Origin of the sequence: Rhizobium pantanalense, from assembly GCF_030182525.1 — a bacterium.
Taxonomy (GTDB): Bacteria; Pseudomonadota; Alphaproteobacteria; order Rhizobiales; family Rhizobiaceae; genus Rhizobium.
Map to the genome: position 1 here is coordinate 91,325 of NZ_JAQJCH010000003.1, position 16,521 is coordinate 107,845.

A 16,521-nucleotide genomic window follows, 5' to 3' on the forward strand; every position below is an offset into this window, starting at 1 on the left:
CCGGAATGCCATTCTTTCATTTCTGCTGTGCTGCCATGTTCCTGTTCGCCCTTTGCTTTGAGGGCGACGCGATGGCGGCCAGTTACGAGGGTGTTGTGACACCCGAGAACCACGTCCAGAGCCTGAACATCGACAACAAGATCGCAGCCGACTGTCCGGCTGTTGCTTCCCGCAACCCACTCGTCGTCATGGGTATTGGCCAATCCCTGATCGCAAACCAAAACGGCGACAACGCTTGGGACTTGGTCAGCCACCGAAACGTCTATGAACTATGGGCGGGCAAATGCTATCGCGCGAGCGGCCCGCTATACGGGGCGACTGGCGGCCAGCAATCTTTCATGTTGCCGCTGGCAGACATGATCACGCGGGCAACCGGCCGTGATGTCGTGATTATCATGGCGGCCATTGGATCATCACCGGCAAGCAAATTCCTTCCGGGTCAATCAGTCGGCGACCTGATAGGAGATCAGATCGCCGACGCCGGCACGATCGGTTTCAAACCGTCCATCGTTTTGTTCGAACAAGGGCAAAGCGACGTCATTGATCACACCGATCCGGGGGATTACCGCAAAACACTGTCATCGATCGTCGCTGACATCAAAGAGAAGGCAGCCGGCGCGCCCATCTTTGTCGCCACTGATACGATGGTTAGCTGGACCCCATCTCCCGATATCGCCTCTGGGCAGAAAGAAATCACCAAGACAGACGGCGTGTTTCCCGGGCCGAACATCGACCTGATCAAATACCGGATCGATGGCGCGCACATGGACAATCGAGGCGTCCAGATGCAAGCTGCCATGTGGTTCCAGGTGCTTGCGAACCATTTCGGATGGTAATGATGCTCGGAGGAACGCGATTGCAACGCTTCGTGCTACTGGATTTCGTCCGATTCCTGCTCGCCATCCTCGTTGCCATGCAGCACTTCGGCGGTTTCGCCGCGCCGCATAAGGCCTATCTGGCCGTCGACTTCTTTTTTATCCTCTCGGGATTTGTGCTCTGCCACGCCTATGTGGCTCGCGCGGCATCCCCGAATTTTTTTCGCTCATATCTGACGGATCGCCTCGCTAGGCTTTATCCACTGCATCTGCTGATGCTGGTCATCCTCGTACCCATCAACATTCTGTTTTTCTGGTCGACCGGCGGCCAGTTTCTTGAAAGCGGCTGGTCATATCAGGACGGCCGCATTTACACATTCATCCTCAACCTCGTGCTGCTTCAGAACGTAGGCCTTACGACACACGGCTCGTGGAATGCGCCCTCGTGGTCGATCTCGGTCGAGATGGTGGTGAATATCGCCTTGGCAGGCGTCATCACTGCGGTTGCCAAGGATCGCCGGGTCTGGCAATGGCTTCTCGTGATATCGCTTTGTTCTTACGCAATCCTGATGGTTGAGTTCGGCAGCCTGGTTACGATCTACGATCGCGCCTTCGGCGTTCTAAATACCGGCTTGCTGCGCGGAATAGGCGGCATATCCCTCGGAGCCATCGCCTATCAGGTTCATGAGGCGATCGTGCCCGCAAATCGCACTCGTCATCTGACGATCCTGTCAACGGCATGCGCCATCGCGGTCCTTGCAATTATGGTCGCCTCAACTCAACCGTCCATGATTGACTTCGTAGCTGTGCCGGCGATGTTCATTTTCATTGTTTCGACTTCTGCTGTGGAAGCAGCTCGGCCGATACAGAAAGGCCACGTTAGAACGGCGATGGAAGCGGCAGGGGCCCTGTCTTACGCCATCTACCTTTGCCATTGGCCTATCCTCACGTTCGCGCGATATCAACTATCCTACGCATGGGGATGGAAGATCGATTTCGGCTCTCCATTCGTCCTGCTGGCGTTTCTCGCGACTGTTCTGATATCAGCGTCGCTGTGCTACCCGTTCTTTGAGCGGCCGGCAAAAAGCACCATCCGCAGGGTTCTGGCGCCGCAACGCGCAAGCCCTACGCCGCCAGAAAGCTTATCCCGGTCAAAGAGGTGAAGGTGCCGTCGAGCGCCGACCACGCGTACATCTTGCCGGTCGACGCCTCGATCCTGACCTTCACGTTTGCACCATTTGCCATGCAATCGAAGAGCAGATCGGCAGTCGGCCACATTCCGGATGGCAATGTGCCAAACCATGTGCCGGCCGCCGTCGTGCTGCCCTTCATGAGGCCTTCAACGACAACAATTCCCTCTTCGGTAAGCGTAGCTGTGGGGTCCTTCCATGGCGCACCATAGGCTGACCAACCGCCGGTCAGGCTGATCGCCTCACCAACACCGGTCCACCTGTTCCAGGAGTTGGTTGCAAGGTTCGCAGTGCGCGTCAACTTTCGCGTGACGCCAGCCGCGAAGCTCCAGATTTCCTGGATGATGCCACCATCAATATTCTTGCAGGTCCGGACGAAACCGTCTATCGGCCAACCGCTGCTCAAGGGGGCCCGGTTCAACCTCATGACGTAATTGAAGTTGCCCGGCGCCGTCGACGCCGTCAGGGTCGTGCTGACCGCCCCTTCATTGCTGACGGCGTTGGCCTGGTAAGGCGCGATGGTTCCGAGCCCGAAGAACTCATCGATAACAGATCCCCATATACGGGCGTTGAAGGCCTGTATGGGATGGATGCCTCGCAGATCGCCGAACGAATTGTCGAGCCATAAGGTCGACGCCGCACGGCTATCCTGAAAGTGTGCGTAGGTGTCGAAATATGCGCAACGGTGCTTTCGCGCCGCCGCGACATAGATCCCTCTGATCTGCTCGTACCACCGCTCATCGCGGCTGTTCGGGCTGTCGTTGGTCGAATTCGGCCCGACGAGCAGGATGGCTAGCTCATCTATTCCACCATGCGTGGCAGCACGAATTGCCGAAAGCTTTGCGTCCATATCGGACGCCAGCTGCGCCAATCCATAGCCTGCATCGTTGATGCCATATTTGATGATGAACAAGGCATTGGCATTCGAGAGGAACGACAGGGCGCTTAGATCGCCCCACTTCGTGCCGCTTACACCCTGGTTGTAGATGACATGGTTTGGCAGACCGCGATTGAACAGTGCGTTGGAGATGGCGACCTCGGCCTTCTGGTCTTCGCCAAATCCGCCCTGGATCGTGCTGTCACCGAAAAGCACGATCTTCATCGTGCCGCTCGATGCCCCCTGCCCCAAGCGAATATACTGGTAGCAGCGGTTGAGGTACTCGTGACCGATGTGAAGGCGCTGGATATCGGCATAGGTATTTCGCTGCCAATATCCTCCCGTAACAGCAGTCAGAATGCGACCGGTGCCTTTCCAGATATTACCGTAGGGATTGCTGTACGACGATACCAGGTAATCGCCACGAAGGGCTATAGGCTTGCCGTATCCTGCATTCGATTGGGCGGACGTCAACGCGGTGAGGTCATCCCCGGTCCCATTACCGGCCGCATTGAAGGTTTCCGGATCAAGACCTTCTATCGGCCGCTTGAGAACGTAGGCATTGCCGGCAGCATTGACGCTCGGCTGATATCCCTTCGTCCCGGCACTCGGCGCCGGCGCGAGGCTGGTCAGCAGGCTCGTGACTTGCGCCTGCAGCTTGCCGAAAGCGGATAATACCGTGTCCGTGGCGGTAATAGCGGTGTTCGTCGATGTCGAAAGCCCGGAAAGCACCGTGGCGAGCACGCGCGCAGCGGTGAAGTAGAGATTGCTCGATCCCTCGACAAGGGCATCCGTCGTGCCCGGAGAAGCAACAAGCCTGACATACGTGCTGCCGCTCCATCGATACTCGAAGTTCGTGTCGAGAGCGATGTAGATCTTGCCGCTCTCCCCGATCGCTGGGAAGGATGCGAGATTGGCGAATTCGAGCACATCGTCGACGTAGGACGGCAACTGTGCCGCCGGCACCTTGCCGCCGCTGTCGAGCGATGCGATGCCGTTGGCAACCCCGACCGCCGAGGTATTCACTTTCGCATCGAGGGCCGCTTGCTGGGCGGTAGAGACGGGCTTCGCCGAATCTGCGGTATTGTCGACGTTACCGAGGCCGACAGCAGCCTTGTTCAACGTCTGCCAGCTTTTGTCGCCACGCCAATATTGCGCGGTCGTTCCTGCGCTGATCGCAGGCTCTTTCGTGCTATCGGCGATGGTAATATTCGCTGTCCCGTCGAACGAGACACCATTGATCGTGCGTGCAGTTGCGAGCTTCGTCGCCGCGGCGGCTGTGCCGGTCACGTCGAGCTTATTGTTGACCGTACCCGTCAACGACGTGATCTGGGCCTGCAGCTTACCGAACGCAGACAGCACCGTGTCCGTCGCAGTGATCGCCACCGAAGTCGCGGTCGACAGACCGGAGAGCACGGTCGCGAGCACACGCGCAGCAGTGAAGTAGAGATTGCTCGATCCTTCGACCAGCGCATCCGTCGTGCCTGGAGAGGCAACGAGCCGAATATAGGTGCTGCCGCTCCAGCGGTACTCGAAGTTTGTATCGAGCGCGATGTAGATCTTGCCCGTCTCCCCGGTCGCGGGAAAGGCGCCAAGGTTGGCAAACTCAAGCACATCATCGACATAGGACGGCAGCTGTGCCGCCGGCACTTTGCCGCCGCTGTCGAGCGATGCGACACCATTGGCAACCCCGACCGCCGACGTATTGACCTTAGCATCAAGGGCGGTCTGCTGCGCAGATGAGACCGGTTTAGCCGCATCGGCGGTATTGTCGACGTTGCCGAGACCGACAGCAGCCTTGTTCAACGGCTGCCAGCTTTTGTCGCCACGCCAATATTGCGCGGTCGTTCCTGCGCTGATCGCAGGCTCTTTCGTGCTATCGGCAACAGTGATGTCGCTTGTGCCATCAAACGGGACGCCGTTGATGTTTCGCGCTGTCGCAAGCTTGGTTGCTGCGGCCGCCGTACCGGTTGCGTCGAGCTTGTTGTTGACCGTACCCGTCAACGACGTGATCTGGGCCTGCAGCTTGCCGAATGCGGACAATACCGTGTCTGTGGCAGTGATCGCAGCAGAGGTCGCGGTCGAAAGGCCGGAGAGCACCGTCGCGAGCACGCGCGCAGCGGTGAAGTAGAGATTGCTCGACCCTTCAACCAAGGCATCTGTCGTGCCTGGCGATGGCACGAGGCGAATATAGGTGCTGCCGCTCCAGCGATACTCGAAGTTCGTATCGAGGGCGATGTAGATCTTGCCCGTTTCACCAATAGCCGGGAAACCGGCAAGGTTCGCAAACTCCAGTACCTCATCGACATAGGACGGCAGCTGCGCGGCCGGCACCTTGCCGCCGCTATCCAGAGAAGCGATGCCGTTGGCCGCACCAACCGACGACGCGTCGACCTTACTGTCAAGTTCCTCTTGTGGCGCCAGACCGATCTCGACCAAGGCATCCTTCAACGGAATTCCGTCAGCGCCAGGCATATTGAGATAGTCGATGAGCCGGCGATCGATTGTCATGCGAAAGTCTCCGCGGTGCCCGAAGGCACCCGTAAAGCTAGAAGAGAAATGGTTTGGTTAGGCGTATTGACCGCCCGACGCCTGGGTGCCCGCTGCATCACCGGGGAAGAAGGTCGCTCCGCCCCCGGCGATGTCGATCACGCCATTCATCGAAACATCGAACCGCTTGCCTGTGGCACCTGCGCCACCGATGGTCACGTTGCGCCGGATAAGGCGGCCGCTGTCCGCAACAGAGGCGAAGGCGATGGAGAACGAAAGAAGAGACTGCAGTACGATGTTAGCAGCGATGTTGGACGATCCGAGATAAACAACCGCGCCGTCTTGAGCCGAAATGAAGCTTTGCGTAGCGTTATAGACATCGATTTCGTCGATGAGCGTGACAGACCCGCTATTGCCAGCAAGAACAGACGTAAGAATGCCTGCCCCTGTCGACCGGAAATCCACGTTCGAAAGGACGAGATTGCCACCAAAGGACCATGCGCATCGCTGATCGGCGCCCGGCGTACCGATGAGCGATGCTCCCTTCACTGTCAGTCCCTTGCCTGCGAAGGCCGCGACGCAGGATTTCTGCGCTGGAACATTCAGGATCTGGTAATTGGCCCGGTTGGCGGTATCGCCGGAAATGGTGATGTCTCCGGGCCAGGTGTCGTGAACCATTCCGAGGTATGCGCCGGGAATGCCGAGCTGAAACGTGATCGTGTAGCCGTTGGCGAAATAGCGCGCGCGGGTCTTGTTATAGGCCCCGAGAAGCGTCTTGAAGGCGCCGGCAGCGGTGTTGGTCAGGCCGCTGTTATTGTCGTCGCCGTCAGTGCGGATATAGAAAGTCGTATCCTGCGTCAGAGGCGTCAGGCTCAATGAGCGGATGGCCTGATAGAGCTGGAGCGCATCCGCCGGAACAAGACCACACTTTTCGATGACGTCTACGATCTCGCGCATGACCCAGTTCGGGAAACCGGCAGGAATGCGGGAGCCGCTCTGGGCGCCTGGTGTGTTCTTGTCAACGTATGGCGCGTTCGGATCATTCGATCCGTACGGTGCTTGAAACTTCATCTTGTTCCTCGTGATCAGGGCGTGAGAGGGTTGCCGTCGCTGTCGGTCAGCCGGTTCCCGTCGCTATCTGTCAGATAGGACGCGAATTGCAGGACCGGCTCGGTCCACGCCGGCGCGAGCCGACGCAAAATGCAGAGAAGACGCTCACCATCGCCGAGGTCGAAAAGCGGGTCGTAGCCGCATTCCGATTCTCCGCAGGTGAAAAAATCAATGGCAAGATCAGTCGCCACGACGACCCAGTAGCATTCCTGCCTGACATCGCCGGTTGCGTGTTCGCCGCCACATTCGGAAAAGCCGCATTCGAATACGGCCGGCTCCTCGATCCAGATCGTGAAGCCGTAGGTGGCGGCGATCCTTATGAAGTCGCCTGGCGTGATGACCGCCTGCGAATTCACCTTCGTCGCCAGAGCACGAAGGCGTTCGGCGACGCTCGTCTGTCCGACCACGCAGTTATCTGGCAAGCCGTATTCGGCTTCCCATTCCGGCAGCAGCTCGTCCACGCCCTGAACGCTGGCATTGCGCGCGAGCTTCCAAATGCGCTGATAAAGCCATTGGTAGCTATCCACGAGCACGCGCATGAGGCCCGCGAGGTTGCTCGCGAGCGAAGCCGCCTGACCATCCGGAGACCCCCAGGCGGGGCCTTGCGGCAGCATCGCCATCGCCGCGCCGATCAGGTCGTCATTGCTCGGATTGGCCAGCGCGTCATAGGGCGCAGAAACAGCAACGATCTCACCGGCATTCGAAGGCTGAGTGGTGACTGTGTTGAAACCGGGATCACGGGGCATAGGTGATATTCCCGACCGTTGGAAATTGGCCACCCGTCAGCACGATGTCGGCGGAAGGTTGCACAAGCACGTGGCGATCCTCACCCGACACGCCTGATATCGCTTCGTCGATCCACGAGCGCGATACCGTGAAGGTCTGCGTTGCGATCCCCGGCTTGCAACGGGTGATGAACATTGAGGATATAGCCGTCGTTATGGCGGCGCGGATCTCCGGCGTATCGGCTGATAACCCCGAGATCGTTATATCGATGGGCCTCGCAGTCGGCGCTACAGCAACGCTGTCGTCCACTCGGATCAAGCGTTTTGCGTCGATCGCGGCCTGCACCGCCGCAACATCCGAAGGCAGAGGAATGAAATTTTCCCGGCCATAGAATAGAAAGAACACGAAGATCGTGCCTGGCGATCCTCGAAAAGCCCAGGCCGCACCCTTCACAACGCCGGGCACGGCCAGAACGATCGCCTCATAGTCGGTCAAGGTGCCGCCGCCAGGGGGATTGCGCTTGCGTTGCAAACCACGGGCGCGAAGACTGTCATAAGGCTCGATGTCCGCGCCACCGCCCAGGCCGCCAGAAGCTACGGTCCACGTCGTTCCGAGACCCGGATAGAGCACCGGATCGGCAAGGGAGAGAATGCCGTCGCCATCGCGGTTGCCGGTCGAACCCTTGACCTCAGACGAGATCGATAGCGTCAGAGATCCATCTGCCGCAGCCGTCGCCGGCGCGATCGAGAGATATGTGACATTGCCGGAAATGAACCGGATGCCCGCGGGATAAGTCTCAAGCGGCGCGCCGCTACCAGATATGAAACCTGACGCGGCAAACGCGGGCTTCCTATAGATCCCAATATCCGCGCAAAGAAGCTCGAGAAACTTGCCCGTCGCGCTTGAGATGAACATCTGCTTGACAAGGTAGGCGATGCGAAGTTCGGTTTCGTGAGCCTTGGCGGCGAGAACCTTACCGAAAATAGTCACAAAGTTGTTCGGAAGCGCGCTATCCGTTCCTGGGAGATATTGCCGGAAGGCTCCGCGAACGCGCGCAGAAGCTTCAGCCAGAGAGCGGATATTCCACGCCATTGATCTGACCCCAGAGAAGTTCGAATTTATTGTCGTAAATTTTCGCGCCGGCCCGCCCGTAGAGCGAAACCTGGTAGGACACCCGGTTTCCGGGTCGGTCGACAGTCACGGCGACATCGACGCGTGCGACAGCCTGAACCGTGAGCAGCGGCTGCAAGGCTTCGCGAACGTAAGCCTCTACCTTGACTTCGATCCCGTCATAAATCGCAGATCGCCGTAGCAGCCAGAGCCGGGAGCCAAGCGGCTGCTCACCCGGCCCCATATCGAAACTGTCGCCGATCCAGCCGCGATTTTCGTCGCCGTCGCGCAGTTCGCTCGGATCGACGCGGCGATCGGTCATCAGGTAGATGAGAACTTGCGTCGCAAGGCCCTGTTCGGCTCGGAAATCTCCGGGTGCGTCGGGATGCGTAAGAGGATTGATGATTAGATCGCCGACCTCACCATTCCAGCCGAGATCCGGCGCGCGGTATGGATCGTCGCCATCATCGACTGGGATGATTTTGAGCATCGTTAGGCTCCGCCGTCGCCATCACCATCGGTGATAGAGCCGGTTGCATTGAGATTGCCGATAATCGTGACGTTGCCTTTGATCGTCACATCGCCATTGATGGCCCACTGTCCCGCAGTGAAGGTCGCTGTCCTCGTTTGGAAATCGAAGATAACCTCGCTGTTGACCAGCTTTATGATGTTGCCGCTCAAGTCGTAGATGGCAGTTGCGCCGACCGGCAGACCTGATGGCCGATGTGAAGGATGCTCCCCGCCGAATAGGTAAGACTGATCCGGATCGCCATTCGGCGATAGGAGGAGCGCCTTTGCCCCCTTTATCGGGTTGGACATAAACCCATGCGGCTCGATGCGGTGGAGCCGAGTGAAGGCGCGGTTGTAGAGCGTTCGGCCGCTGAGGAACTGCTGACCATCGCGCTCGACGATGACACCGTCCAACTCCGCTCGATACCCGCTCATTGTTCCTCGAATTCCACGTCTTTTGCCAACGGCGCTGAATAGACCTTGGCTGTCTTACCTCGCGGGTTGTCACCGCCAAGCGCGCGTGGGTCGCAAACTTCGATGGATGCCGTCGTACCGTCATCCTCGCTTTGATAGAGCTTCACGGTCTTGATAAGCATCATGCCATTAATGCCGATCCAGCTGTCGTCGACGGGAACAAGCCAGTTCGGTGACCAAATCTTACCGGCGGTATCCCGCCATCCCGATACAGTGATCGGAGCCGTAGTTCCGTTGCCAGCTCCACGCTTAATATGCCAGCTTGCGCGGGTGCGCATACGATCCGTTGTCGTCTCGCCCTCGTGAAGAAGGATCAGCAGCCGTTTACGGGAAACGCCTTTGTCCCTGGCCCTCGCCTCAGCACGAAGCTGCTGGTTGCTGACGCCTTCGCTCGATTGTCCGCGTACACGGACTTCCGAATATCGATTGCGACCCGTCAGATGCGAGCCCGCCTTTTTGATATTTATGCCTCGGGTCAGGCCGCTGCGGTGCGTACCTTCCGGCTTCGTCGCCAGCTTCAGCTTGCCCTTTGGTGTGTCATGGATCAGGACGCCACGGCCGCGTGCGCGGCGCTCGACTGAATAAAAGAGGCTTTCCCCTACTCGCAAGGTATGGCGCGGCTCGACCGGCAGGTCACCATCATCCTCGACGCCGATCCCGCTATCGTCGAGTTCCCGCGCAATATCGGCAAGCGATTTGTTCAGGATTTCTCCGGTCGGATGATCCGCTGAGCATTCGACGGCATCAATCGTCCGGGAAACGATCGAAACTGACAGAGAGCGGCTATCGGCGTCATGCGATGTGTTGATATCGCGGACATATCCGGTCAGTAATAAATCCTTTCCCGCCCATATCCTTGTTTCCTGATCGATTTCGACGGGTATGCCGTCACCTTCTGGAACGAGATCGACTTCAGCGGTACGCACTGCGTCCTCGGCTGACATGGTGATGGAAATAGACTTGAAGGGCGGGAACCCCTCAATCTTGATCTTCTCGAACATGGATCGCCTCAGGACGCCAGCGCGTCGAAAGCTGTCGGCATGACAAGCGGCGTCGCGGAGCCGGCAATATCGACCAGGTCGCCAGCGCGCGCAGCGTCGCCGTAGAGCTGATATGCCAGCACCGTCGACGGCAGGGAAATGCCGGTTTGTACCCGAACGATCGGGACTGCATTGGCGGCAAGATCAGAAACGAGGCGGCAGGCAACCTCGACAACAGCGGAGAGCCAGGAATAGAGATCCGCGCCGTCGCCACCCATGGCGGATGCGACCGCCAGGCCGGCATCGCCAGCAGATGAAATGCGGGCGCGAGCGTTACGGGCCTGCGGACGCGACCGCCAGTCCACCCGACCGCCAGCGATCGAGAGGCCAAGCGCGACAAGAATGGTCATCGCGTCGAATGTATCGCCGACCGAAACCGTACCCGGAATGATGATCATATCGAAAGCGGTCGCATCCGTAACGCTCTCGGAGATCACCCGCATGATGTCGAGGGCTTGCGGCGCAAACGCTTGAGCATCAAGGTCAGCCGCCGCAACGATGCGATCGGCCGTGTCGGCGAGATCATCGGCATCAGTGACGATGGCGGCGCAAAGGTCCGCCAGCCACGACAGGATCGTGTCTTTATTCGCAGCCATCAACAATACCTTTAGAACAAGCGCGAGAAGCCGGATGCGGCCAAAGAAATTCCAGCCGCAACCACGGCAGAGACATCGCCAATCGACAGGCCCGCCACCGGCAATGCGCCATCGGGAACGAACGTCACATCGAATCGAACGTAATAGACCCGTTCCCTTTGGCGCGTACGGCGAAAACCTTCTGCGTAAGCCATCATGCTGCCATCCATCGGCATGACGAGCATGCCCGGTCCAGGCACGCTGCAGGCCGCTTGAATGGCCTTCGCCTTGAGATCAGCGTCATCACCAAGCAGGTATCCGGTGACATCGAAACTCTCGACGGCCTTGCCCATATCTTCCGGCAGGGTGACCTCCCCGCCCGCATAGGTATGTTTCGCGAGGCGACGGCCACCGCTCAGATCCTCGCCATCAACAAGAAACGGCACGCCGCGAAAGCTCGCCGGCTGCAGGGTCTTTCGCCAATCTCGTGCCGCCATCAGAAGCCCCCGCCTCCACCTGTATTCCCGCCCGGCGGCGCAGCCGCGAACGTGTTGCTCTTGCCGGTATCCGCATTGACGCGGCCGTTCCGGCTCGCGGCAGGCGCGGCGGCCACGCCAGTGTTGAAGACCCGCGCAGCGGCCGAGAGATCGGCAGCCGCGCGAGAGATTGCGGCTCCGACATCCATGCCGGCAACCCGAAATGCCGACGCGCTATCCTTGATCGAATCGCTCGCCTGCTTACCGCCATCGGCAACTGCTTTGCCGGCCTCATCGGCCGTCTGCTTGAAATCACCGGCATCAACCTTGATGGGCAACTCATCCTTGGATGGATGCTCACCAGGCCCAAGCATCGAGCCGCGCATCCGCGGAACATCGATACTTAGAGCATTCTTCCAGTCGCGCCGGGATGGAACGCGGAAGAAATTGTCGAATGTGTCGCGCCATCCGCTGAACGCGCTGGGAGGCGCCTTTGCAGGCGGCGGCTCCGGAACGGTAGAATACTGCATGCCGTCGCGATGAAGATCCGGACCGGCTCGGTTGGGAACGACGATCGGCATGCTCTGCCGACCGACAGAAGGCTTGTTGACGCCCCGCTCGTAACGGCGCTTGTTGTATCGCTCCAGAAATTCCGGATCGCTGTAGCCGGCACCTTTGGCGATATCGTCCGCCTCGTCGCTTTGCGACGCACCGCCGAATGGCAAATGGGCAGCAATCCACGTCTCGCGTGCCCAATAGCCTTTGCCCTGTTTCGTCAGCCCCTCACGCAACGCCGTCCCGTAGTCGAGATCGTTCGAAATGGCATTCATGACCGGCACGGCGGGCCCGGCAATTGCCTTGCCGGCGCTGTTCCACATCTTGTCCCAGCTGCTCTGCAGCCGGTCGACCGAGGCCTGGGTATCGCCGAGGACGCGATTGAGATCGCGAAACACAGTTCCGTCGACCTTATCGCCATTTACCGCCTTCAGGAACCGCTCCATGCTGTCGGCGCTGGTCATCAGGGACTGCATGCCAAGCCGCATCTGCTGGTCGTTGAACAGCAATGGCAGCTTGGAAAGGTCGCCTTTTGTCGCCTGGATGGACAGCCGCGTGAAGGCGGAGATAACATCCTCGCCATTCTTCTTGGCCTTCTCCATCTCCTTATTGAGATCGACGCCCATCTTCTTGAAATTCTTGACCGTCTCCTGCGAGTTCATCTTGCCGAAGATGTTCTGGACATAGACCGCCGCATCGGCTGCATTGCCAGTGTCCTCGCGCACGGTCTGCAGGATGGCGATCAGGCGCTTCAGGCCACTCTCACCGGTATAACCCAGAGAGGCGAAAGAATTCGCCAGATCCGGGATATACATCGCCATGTCCTTCAACTCGAACTGGCCGGCCTTGCCGCCCGTCACCATGATATCGAAGGCATGCTGCATGTCGCCGGCCTGAATTTTCAGTGCCGACGAGGCTTTCAAGGCGGTGTTGGCGATATCTTCCGTCGCTGCACCCGAGGCCTGGGCCGTCGCGAGTACCGACGGAAGGAAAGACATTGCGTCCTTCAGGTTCATGCCCGACGATACCAGCGTATCGAGCGCGGTAATCGCCTTGTCGATCGGCAGAGCCATCTGCTTCGACATGGTCTGCAACTGCGTAAAGGCAGCGGTGGTTTCCTCGCCCGTCGCCTCGGCCGTGATGCCGATGCGGTTCATCTCGCGCTCGACAGCGGCAAAATCGACAAGTGCCTTCTTGGCGCCGGCTGCGACGATTGCGGGTGCTGCATAGCGAGCAACCGTGCCGAAAGCCTCACGCGTCGCACCGGCCATCGCACTCGTCCGACGCGTAACCTGTTGCGACGACTTCTCGATGTCGCGCAGGCGGCGATTGACTTCCGCAGTCGTCTTGCCGAGGTCCTTGGCGACCCGGTTGAATCCAGCGATCTGCTTTTCGACACCGCCGATGCGCGTGGCAACCGAGCGGAAGGCCGGCGAGGTATTGTCCTTGCCGTCGATATCCAGCTCGGCACGGATCTTGCGATTTGCCACGGATCAGGGCCCCAGCTTCGAGAGAATGAATTCCAGCTCATGCACGTAACGGGGCATGAGCGCGGTTTCGATGAGTTCAGCCAGGACGTCAAGATAGACGTCCGGGTTGTTCGTGATGGCGTGCGCCGGGTTCGGCCCGAAAAGCTCGCGGATCTGCTCGCGCGTCGGATTGCTTCCCATTTTCGTGCCGGGAATGCGTTGGAACACGCCGACGTGCCCGCTCTTCATCATGGCGATGAAGGCGTGCTTGTAGGAGCCGCGCAGATTGACGTAGACCCCCTGCGCATTCTGCACCGCTCCGAGACGCTGCAACGGTATCCAGCCGGACTCGACGACGACCCTCGATGTGTTACCGCCGGCGTTGAAAGCGGCCGTCGTCAATTTGGCGACGATCTCTTTCGGCAGCTTCACATGCTTGGCATTGCGCTCGACGATGCGGGGCCGCGCCATCTGCGTCATGCGCCGCATGGCGCGCGCCATGGCCTTGGACTTTATCTCGCCCGGCACGCGCTCAAGGGCCCGACGAAGGCGCACAAGGTCGCGATCGTCGATACGAAGGTCGGAGAACATCGGGAGCCTATTTCTTGAAGAAATTCCCGGCCCTGGTCAGCCAGTAAGCCAGCTGCGTCAGCGTCATTCCTTCGACTTGCGTCGCCGGCCAGCCGAGACGGAAGACGAGGATGTCGACGGCGTCTTCGATGCCGTCATATCCCAAAAAAAATCGCAGACGGCACGCTCCAGCTTGAGAGCATCGAGCGTCTTCAACTGCAGAATGCAGTCATAGCCGGGTTCGACGACGATGCGCGAGAGATACTCATTCACGACCGATGGGTATGTCACCATAACCATCGTGCCGTCGCCGGCGCGCTGCCACTCCTGCGGCCGGCCGAGCCCTTCGCCGTAGATCTCGGCGTAGCTCGGCTCACGCAAGACCACCTTGTCGAAGGTCTTGTCGTGAGCCGTATACTTTTTCGAAAGCGGCACTACCACGTCGGTCATCAGTTTTTGACCTTGCTATACTTCTCCGCGTTGATCGTCAGGCCTGTCACCTCACCGGTCTTGCGGTTGAGCTGCGGATCGCCTGCCATGAACGCCTCGGTGAAGTAGTGCGTGACGCCAGAGAAAGTCTCGATGAACGTCACATTGAAACGGCTCGACCGCATCAAGGCGTCGTAATCGATCCCGCGATCGGCAAAATTGATTTCAGCGGTCGCCGGCCTGTTGGTGCCGATACGATCCACCGATCCGTCGTCATTCGTCTGCGCTTCCGCAGACATGCGGGCTGGATTGATGTTGAGCGTACCGCGCAGGGACAGCGTAGTACCGGTTGAGAGGCGGACGGTGATAAGGCCGCCGTAGTCTTGGCCTGACATGGAAATCTCCTCTGAGTGCCGGCTTTAGGCGGCGGCTGGGAACTGGCTGTAAGCGGTGGCGAGACCCGCAAAGATGTCGAGCGGGTTGACGAAATCGAGAGGCAGCGAGATGTTGACCCGATCAGCATTGTCGCGATCGCGCGTCACAACCATCGCAACGAGTGCGGCCTCCGAGTTTTCCAAGACGCCAGACATGCGCTGATAGCTGTGGAACAGCGTGGCCTTGATATCGGCCGGCGTCACGATCGCTTCGAGATTGTCCGGATTGCTGTCGGCAATCGCCTTGTTCGAATGCTCGGCGGCGAGATCGGCGCGGAATTTCTTCAGCGCGTAAGTCAGCTGATAGACCTTCTGGATATCCCGGAAGGTCGTATCGGGCGCACCGTTAGTGGTCTGCTGCTGGGTGATGATCTTATCGATCATCACATTGCCGCTCCGATCCACCTTCCAGGTTGAGACGCCATTTTTCAGCATCGTGTCGCGCGTCGCGTAGTCCATCCAGAAGTTCCGGTCGCGCGGCGCAGACAGACCCTGCACCACAAGTCCTGTCTGGTTGCGCGAGACATCGCCGTTAGCGCCGCCGCCCGACCATGGAGCAATGCGGGCGGTGAATGCCGCCACCCATAGATAATCCGGTTCGGCGAAGCCCCCTGCGGAGAAGCGCGGGATCATCGTCAGATGCCATGTATCCTTGCTGAGCGCCTTCGTGATCAGGTTCGACGAGGTGTCAGTCGCCGGATAAAAGGCGTGGCCATAGAGCTGTTGCGCATAGGACCAACGGCCAGAAACCGTGTTGAGGAACGCGTCCAGCAGAGTGAGGTTCGCCGCATCGCCAAAGGCGGAGGCAATCATCTCGAAAGGATCCTCGTTCATAGCAGCGAGCACATTTGCGACGCTCGGAACGCCGGCGCCGGCTACACTCGTGGCGAAAGTCAGCAGCCCAGTGAAGGCGTTCACCGTGTCCAGCACGGGAATATAAATATCGAGCCCGGTCGCATAAGCGCCTTTATGACGCGCAGTCAGGGTTACGACATTGGTCGCCACGGTCGCGGTGAACGGAAGCGAGACCTTCGTCAGCGGATTGCGATAGCCATTGATGGCAGCCGCCAGCGCGGCGGCAACAGCGTTTGCCGTATCGCCGGCATTGATCTGGACGGAAACGCTCTCGCCTGCGATCTGTAGGATGCCTTGCCCCCCAGCTACGGGAACCGCGCCGACCGTAATGGTACGCTGCTCGGCGGTACCGGTGTCGTCGATGCGGCCAATCCAGATCTCTTGCGCCGGAGCATTGAGTCTGGCGATCAGGAACATCGCCTCAAGCTGCGAGCCGACGCCGGCAAGAATGCGAACATCCATCGACGAGCCGCACGCTGCGATAGCGCCGGCGGCAAGCGCTCCTGCGGCCAAGCCGTGACCGAGAAGGATAAGACGATTTTCGCTCTCGAAAGCGCCGCCGCTCGTCACGTCGAAGGCCATCAGCGGCGCCGTCAGGTTGGCGGGAATATTCGAGGTCATGGCTGGTCACCTCCGGTATCGCCGCCCTGGCCCTTCTTCTGGCTGGCGGGTTGTGTTGCGGGTTTCAGGACGAGATCGCCTTCGAGAATGAGGCGCTGCTCAAAATTGTTGAGCGGATTGACCGCCCTGCCCTCCTCGGGCCACGGCACGGGAAGGCGCGCGCCGTCGCGCGGCACGTAAATGTCGTCAGGCATG

General features: G+C 59.4%; 17 protein-coding genes. 2 read left to right on the forward strand and 15 right to left on the reverse strand.

Annotation, left to right across the window (positions count from 1 at the left end):
- Nucleotides 1–5: 5 nt before the first annotated feature.
- A complete protein-coding gene (locus tag PH558_RS09780) occupies nt 6–836 on the forward strand; it encodes an SGNH/GDSL hydrolase family protein (RefSeq protein WP_285203916.1) in 831 nt (276 codons plus the stop codon).
- Nucleotides 837–856: 20 nt separating this feature from the next.
- Nucleotides 857–1,978 carry an acyltransferase family protein gene (locus tag PH558_RS09785; protein WP_285203917.1) on the forward strand — a complete coding sequence of 374 codons (1,122 nt, stop codon included), beginning with the start codon at nt 857–859 and terminating at the stop codon, nt 1,976–1,978.
- Here the strand turns inward: PH558_RS09785 and PH558_RS09790 are convergent.
- From PH558_RS09790 to PH558_RS09860, 15 genes are all read right to left on the reverse strand, one after another.
- Complete coding sequence (locus PH558_RS09790; RefSeq protein ID WP_285203918.1) at nt 1,941–5,393, reverse strand: SGNH/GDSL hydrolase family protein; 3,453 nt, start codon at nt 5,391–5,393, stop codon at nt 1,941–1,943. The genes PH558_RS09785 and PH558_RS09790 overlap by 38 nt on opposite strands.
- A gap of 57 nt (nt 5,394–5,450) precedes the next feature.
- On the reverse strand, nt 5,451–6,443 hold the full coding sequence (locus PH558_RS09795; protein WP_285203919.1) for a hypothetical protein: 993 nt from the start codon (nt 6,441–6,443) through the stop codon (nt 5,451–5,453).
- Nucleotides 6,444–6,457: 14 nt separating this feature from the next.
- Complete coding sequence (locus PH558_RS09800) at nt 6,458–7,228, reverse strand: putative phage tail protein (protein ID WP_285203920.1); 771 nt, start codon at nt 7,226–7,228, stop codon at nt 6,458–6,460.
- Nucleotides 7,218–8,198 carry a baseplate J/gp47 family protein gene (locus PH558_RS09805; protein WP_285203921.1) on the reverse strand — a complete coding sequence of 327 codons (981 nt, stop codon included), beginning with the start codon at nt 8,196–8,198 and terminating at the stop codon, nt 7,218–7,220. Before PH558_RS09805 ends, PH558_RS09800 begins: the two co-directional genes overlap by 11 nt.
- A 73-nt stretch (nt 8,199–8,271) precedes the next feature.
- Nucleotides 8,272–8,808 carry a phage GP46 family protein gene (locus PH558_RS09810; RefSeq protein ID WP_285203922.1) on the reverse strand — a complete coding sequence of 179 codons (537 nt, stop codon included), beginning with the start codon at nt 8,806–8,808 and terminating at the stop codon, nt 8,272–8,274.
- A gap of 2 nt (nt 8,809–8,810) precedes the next feature.
- Nucleotides 8,811–9,263 carry a phage baseplate assembly protein domain-containing protein gene (locus PH558_RS09815; RefSeq protein WP_285203924.1) on the reverse strand — a complete coding sequence of 151 codons (453 nt, stop codon included), beginning with the start codon at nt 9,261–9,263 and terminating at the stop codon, nt 8,811–8,813.
- Nucleotides 9,260–10,303 (reverse strand): phage baseplate assembly protein, encoded by a 1,044-nt coding sequence (locus PH558_RS09820; RefSeq protein ID WP_285203925.1) that lies wholly within the window; start codon nt 10,301–10,303, stop codon nt 9,260–9,262. Before PH558_RS09820 ends, PH558_RS09815 begins: the two co-directional genes overlap by 4 nt.
- Nucleotides 10,304–10,311: 8 nt before the next feature.
- Nucleotides 10,312–10,938: a hypothetical protein gene (locus PH558_RS09825; protein WP_285203926.1), complete on the reverse strand. Its 627-nt coding sequence runs from the start codon at nt 10,936–10,938 to the stop codon at nt 10,312–10,314.
- 11 nt (nt 10,939–10,949) lie between these two features.
- The gene (locus PH558_RS09830) at nt 10,950–11,414 is read right to left on the reverse strand and encodes a DNA circularization N-terminal domain-containing protein (protein ID WP_285203928.1); all 465 of its coding nucleotides are present in this window, start codon (nt 11,412–11,414) and stop codon (nt 10,950–10,952) included.
- Nucleotides 11,414–13,438: a phage tail tape measure protein gene (locus PH558_RS09835; protein ID WP_285203930.1), complete on the reverse strand. Its 2,025-nt coding sequence runs from the start codon at nt 13,436–13,438 to the stop codon at nt 11,414–11,416. The genes PH558_RS09830 and PH558_RS09835 overlap by 1 nt, the downstream gene beginning before the upstream one ends.
- Before the next feature lie 3 nt (nt 13,439–13,441).
- Nucleotides 13,442–14,008, reverse strand: coding sequence for a hypothetical protein (locus PH558_RS09840; protein WP_285203931.1), 567 nt, complete (start codon nt 14,006–14,008; stop codon nt 13,442–13,444).
- 63 nt (nt 14,009–14,071) lie between these two features.
- A complete protein-coding gene (locus PH558_RS09845; RefSeq protein WP_285203932.1) occupies nt 14,072–14,437 on the reverse strand; it encodes a hypothetical protein in 366 nt (121 codons plus the stop codon).
- Nucleotides 14,437–14,811, reverse strand: a complete 375-nt coding sequence (locus PH558_RS09850) for a phage tail tube protein (protein WP_285203933.1) — start codon at nt 14,809–14,811, stop codon at nt 14,437–14,439. Before PH558_RS09850 ends, PH558_RS09845 begins: the two co-directional genes overlap by 1 nt.
- 24 nt (nt 14,812–14,835) lie before the next feature.
- Nucleotides 14,836–16,326: a phage tail sheath subtilisin-like domain-containing protein gene (locus PH558_RS09855; RefSeq protein ID WP_285203934.1), complete on the reverse strand. Its 1,491-nt coding sequence runs from the start codon at nt 16,324–16,326 to the stop codon at nt 14,836–14,838.
- Nucleotides 16,323–16,520, reverse strand: a complete 198-nt coding sequence (locus tag PH558_RS09860; RefSeq protein ID WP_285203935.1) for a hypothetical protein — start codon at nt 16,518–16,520, stop codon at nt 16,323–16,325. The genes PH558_RS09855 and PH558_RS09860 overlap by 4 nt, the downstream gene beginning before the upstream one ends.
- Nucleotide 16,521: the final 1 nt, after the last annotated feature.

Excerpts from the sequence above, each read along its gene's own strand:
- PH558_RS09780 (WP_285203916.1), top strand. The coding sequence starts at position 6 with ATGCCATTCTTTCATTTCTGCTGTGCTGCCATGTTCCTGTTCGCCCTT.
- PH558_RS09790 (WP_285203918.1), bottom strand. The coding sequence starts at position 5,393 with ATGACAATCGATCGCCGGCTCATCGACTATCTCAATATGCCTGGCGCT.
- PH558_RS09795 (WP_285203919.1), bottom strand. The coding sequence starts at position 6,443 with ATGAAGTTTCAAGCACCGTACGGATCGAATGATCCGAACGCGCCATAC.
- PH558_RS09800 (WP_285203920.1), bottom strand. The coding sequence starts at position 7,228 with ATGCCCCGTGATCCCGGTTTCAACACAGTCACCACTCAGCCTTCGAAT.
- PH558_RS09810 (WP_285203922.1), bottom strand. The coding sequence starts at position 8,808 with ATGCTCAAAATCATCCCAGTCGATGATGGCGACGATCCATACCGCGCG.
- PH558_RS09815 (WP_285203924.1), bottom strand. The coding sequence starts at position 9,263 with ATGAGCGGGTATCGAGCGGAGTTGGACGGTGTCATCGTCGAGCGCGAT.
- PH558_RS09820 (WP_285203925.1), bottom strand. The coding sequence starts at position 10,303 with ATGTTCGAGAAGATCAAGATTGAGGGGTTCCCGCCCTTCAAGTCTATT.
- PH558_RS09825 (WP_285203926.1), bottom strand. The coding sequence starts at position 10,938 with ATGGCTGCGAATAAAGACACGATCCTGTCGTGGCTGGCGGACCTTTGC.
- PH558_RS09830 (WP_285203928.1), bottom strand. The coding sequence starts at position 11,414 with ATGGCGGCACGAGATTGGCGAAAGACCCTGCAGCCGGCGAGCTTTCGC.
- PH558_RS09840 (WP_285203931.1), bottom strand. The coding sequence starts at position 14,008 with ATGTTCTCCGACCTTCGTATCGACGATCGCGACCTTGTGCGCCTTCGT.
- PH558_RS09845 (WP_285203932.1), bottom strand. The coding sequence starts at position 14,437 with ATGACCGACGTGGTAGTGCCGCTTTCGAAAAAGTATACGGCTCACGAC.
- PH558_RS09850 (WP_285203933.1), bottom strand. The coding sequence starts at position 14,811 with ATGTCAGGCCAAGACTACGGCGGCCTTATCACCGTCCGCCTCTCAACC.
- PH558_RS09855 (WP_285203934.1), bottom strand. The coding sequence starts at position 16,326 with ATGACCTCGAATATTCCCGCCAACCTGACGGCGCCGCTGATGGCCTTC.
- PH558_RS09860 (WP_285203935.1), bottom strand. The coding sequence starts at position 16,520 with ATGCCTGACGACATTTACGTGCCGCGCGACGGCGCGCGCCTTCCCGTG.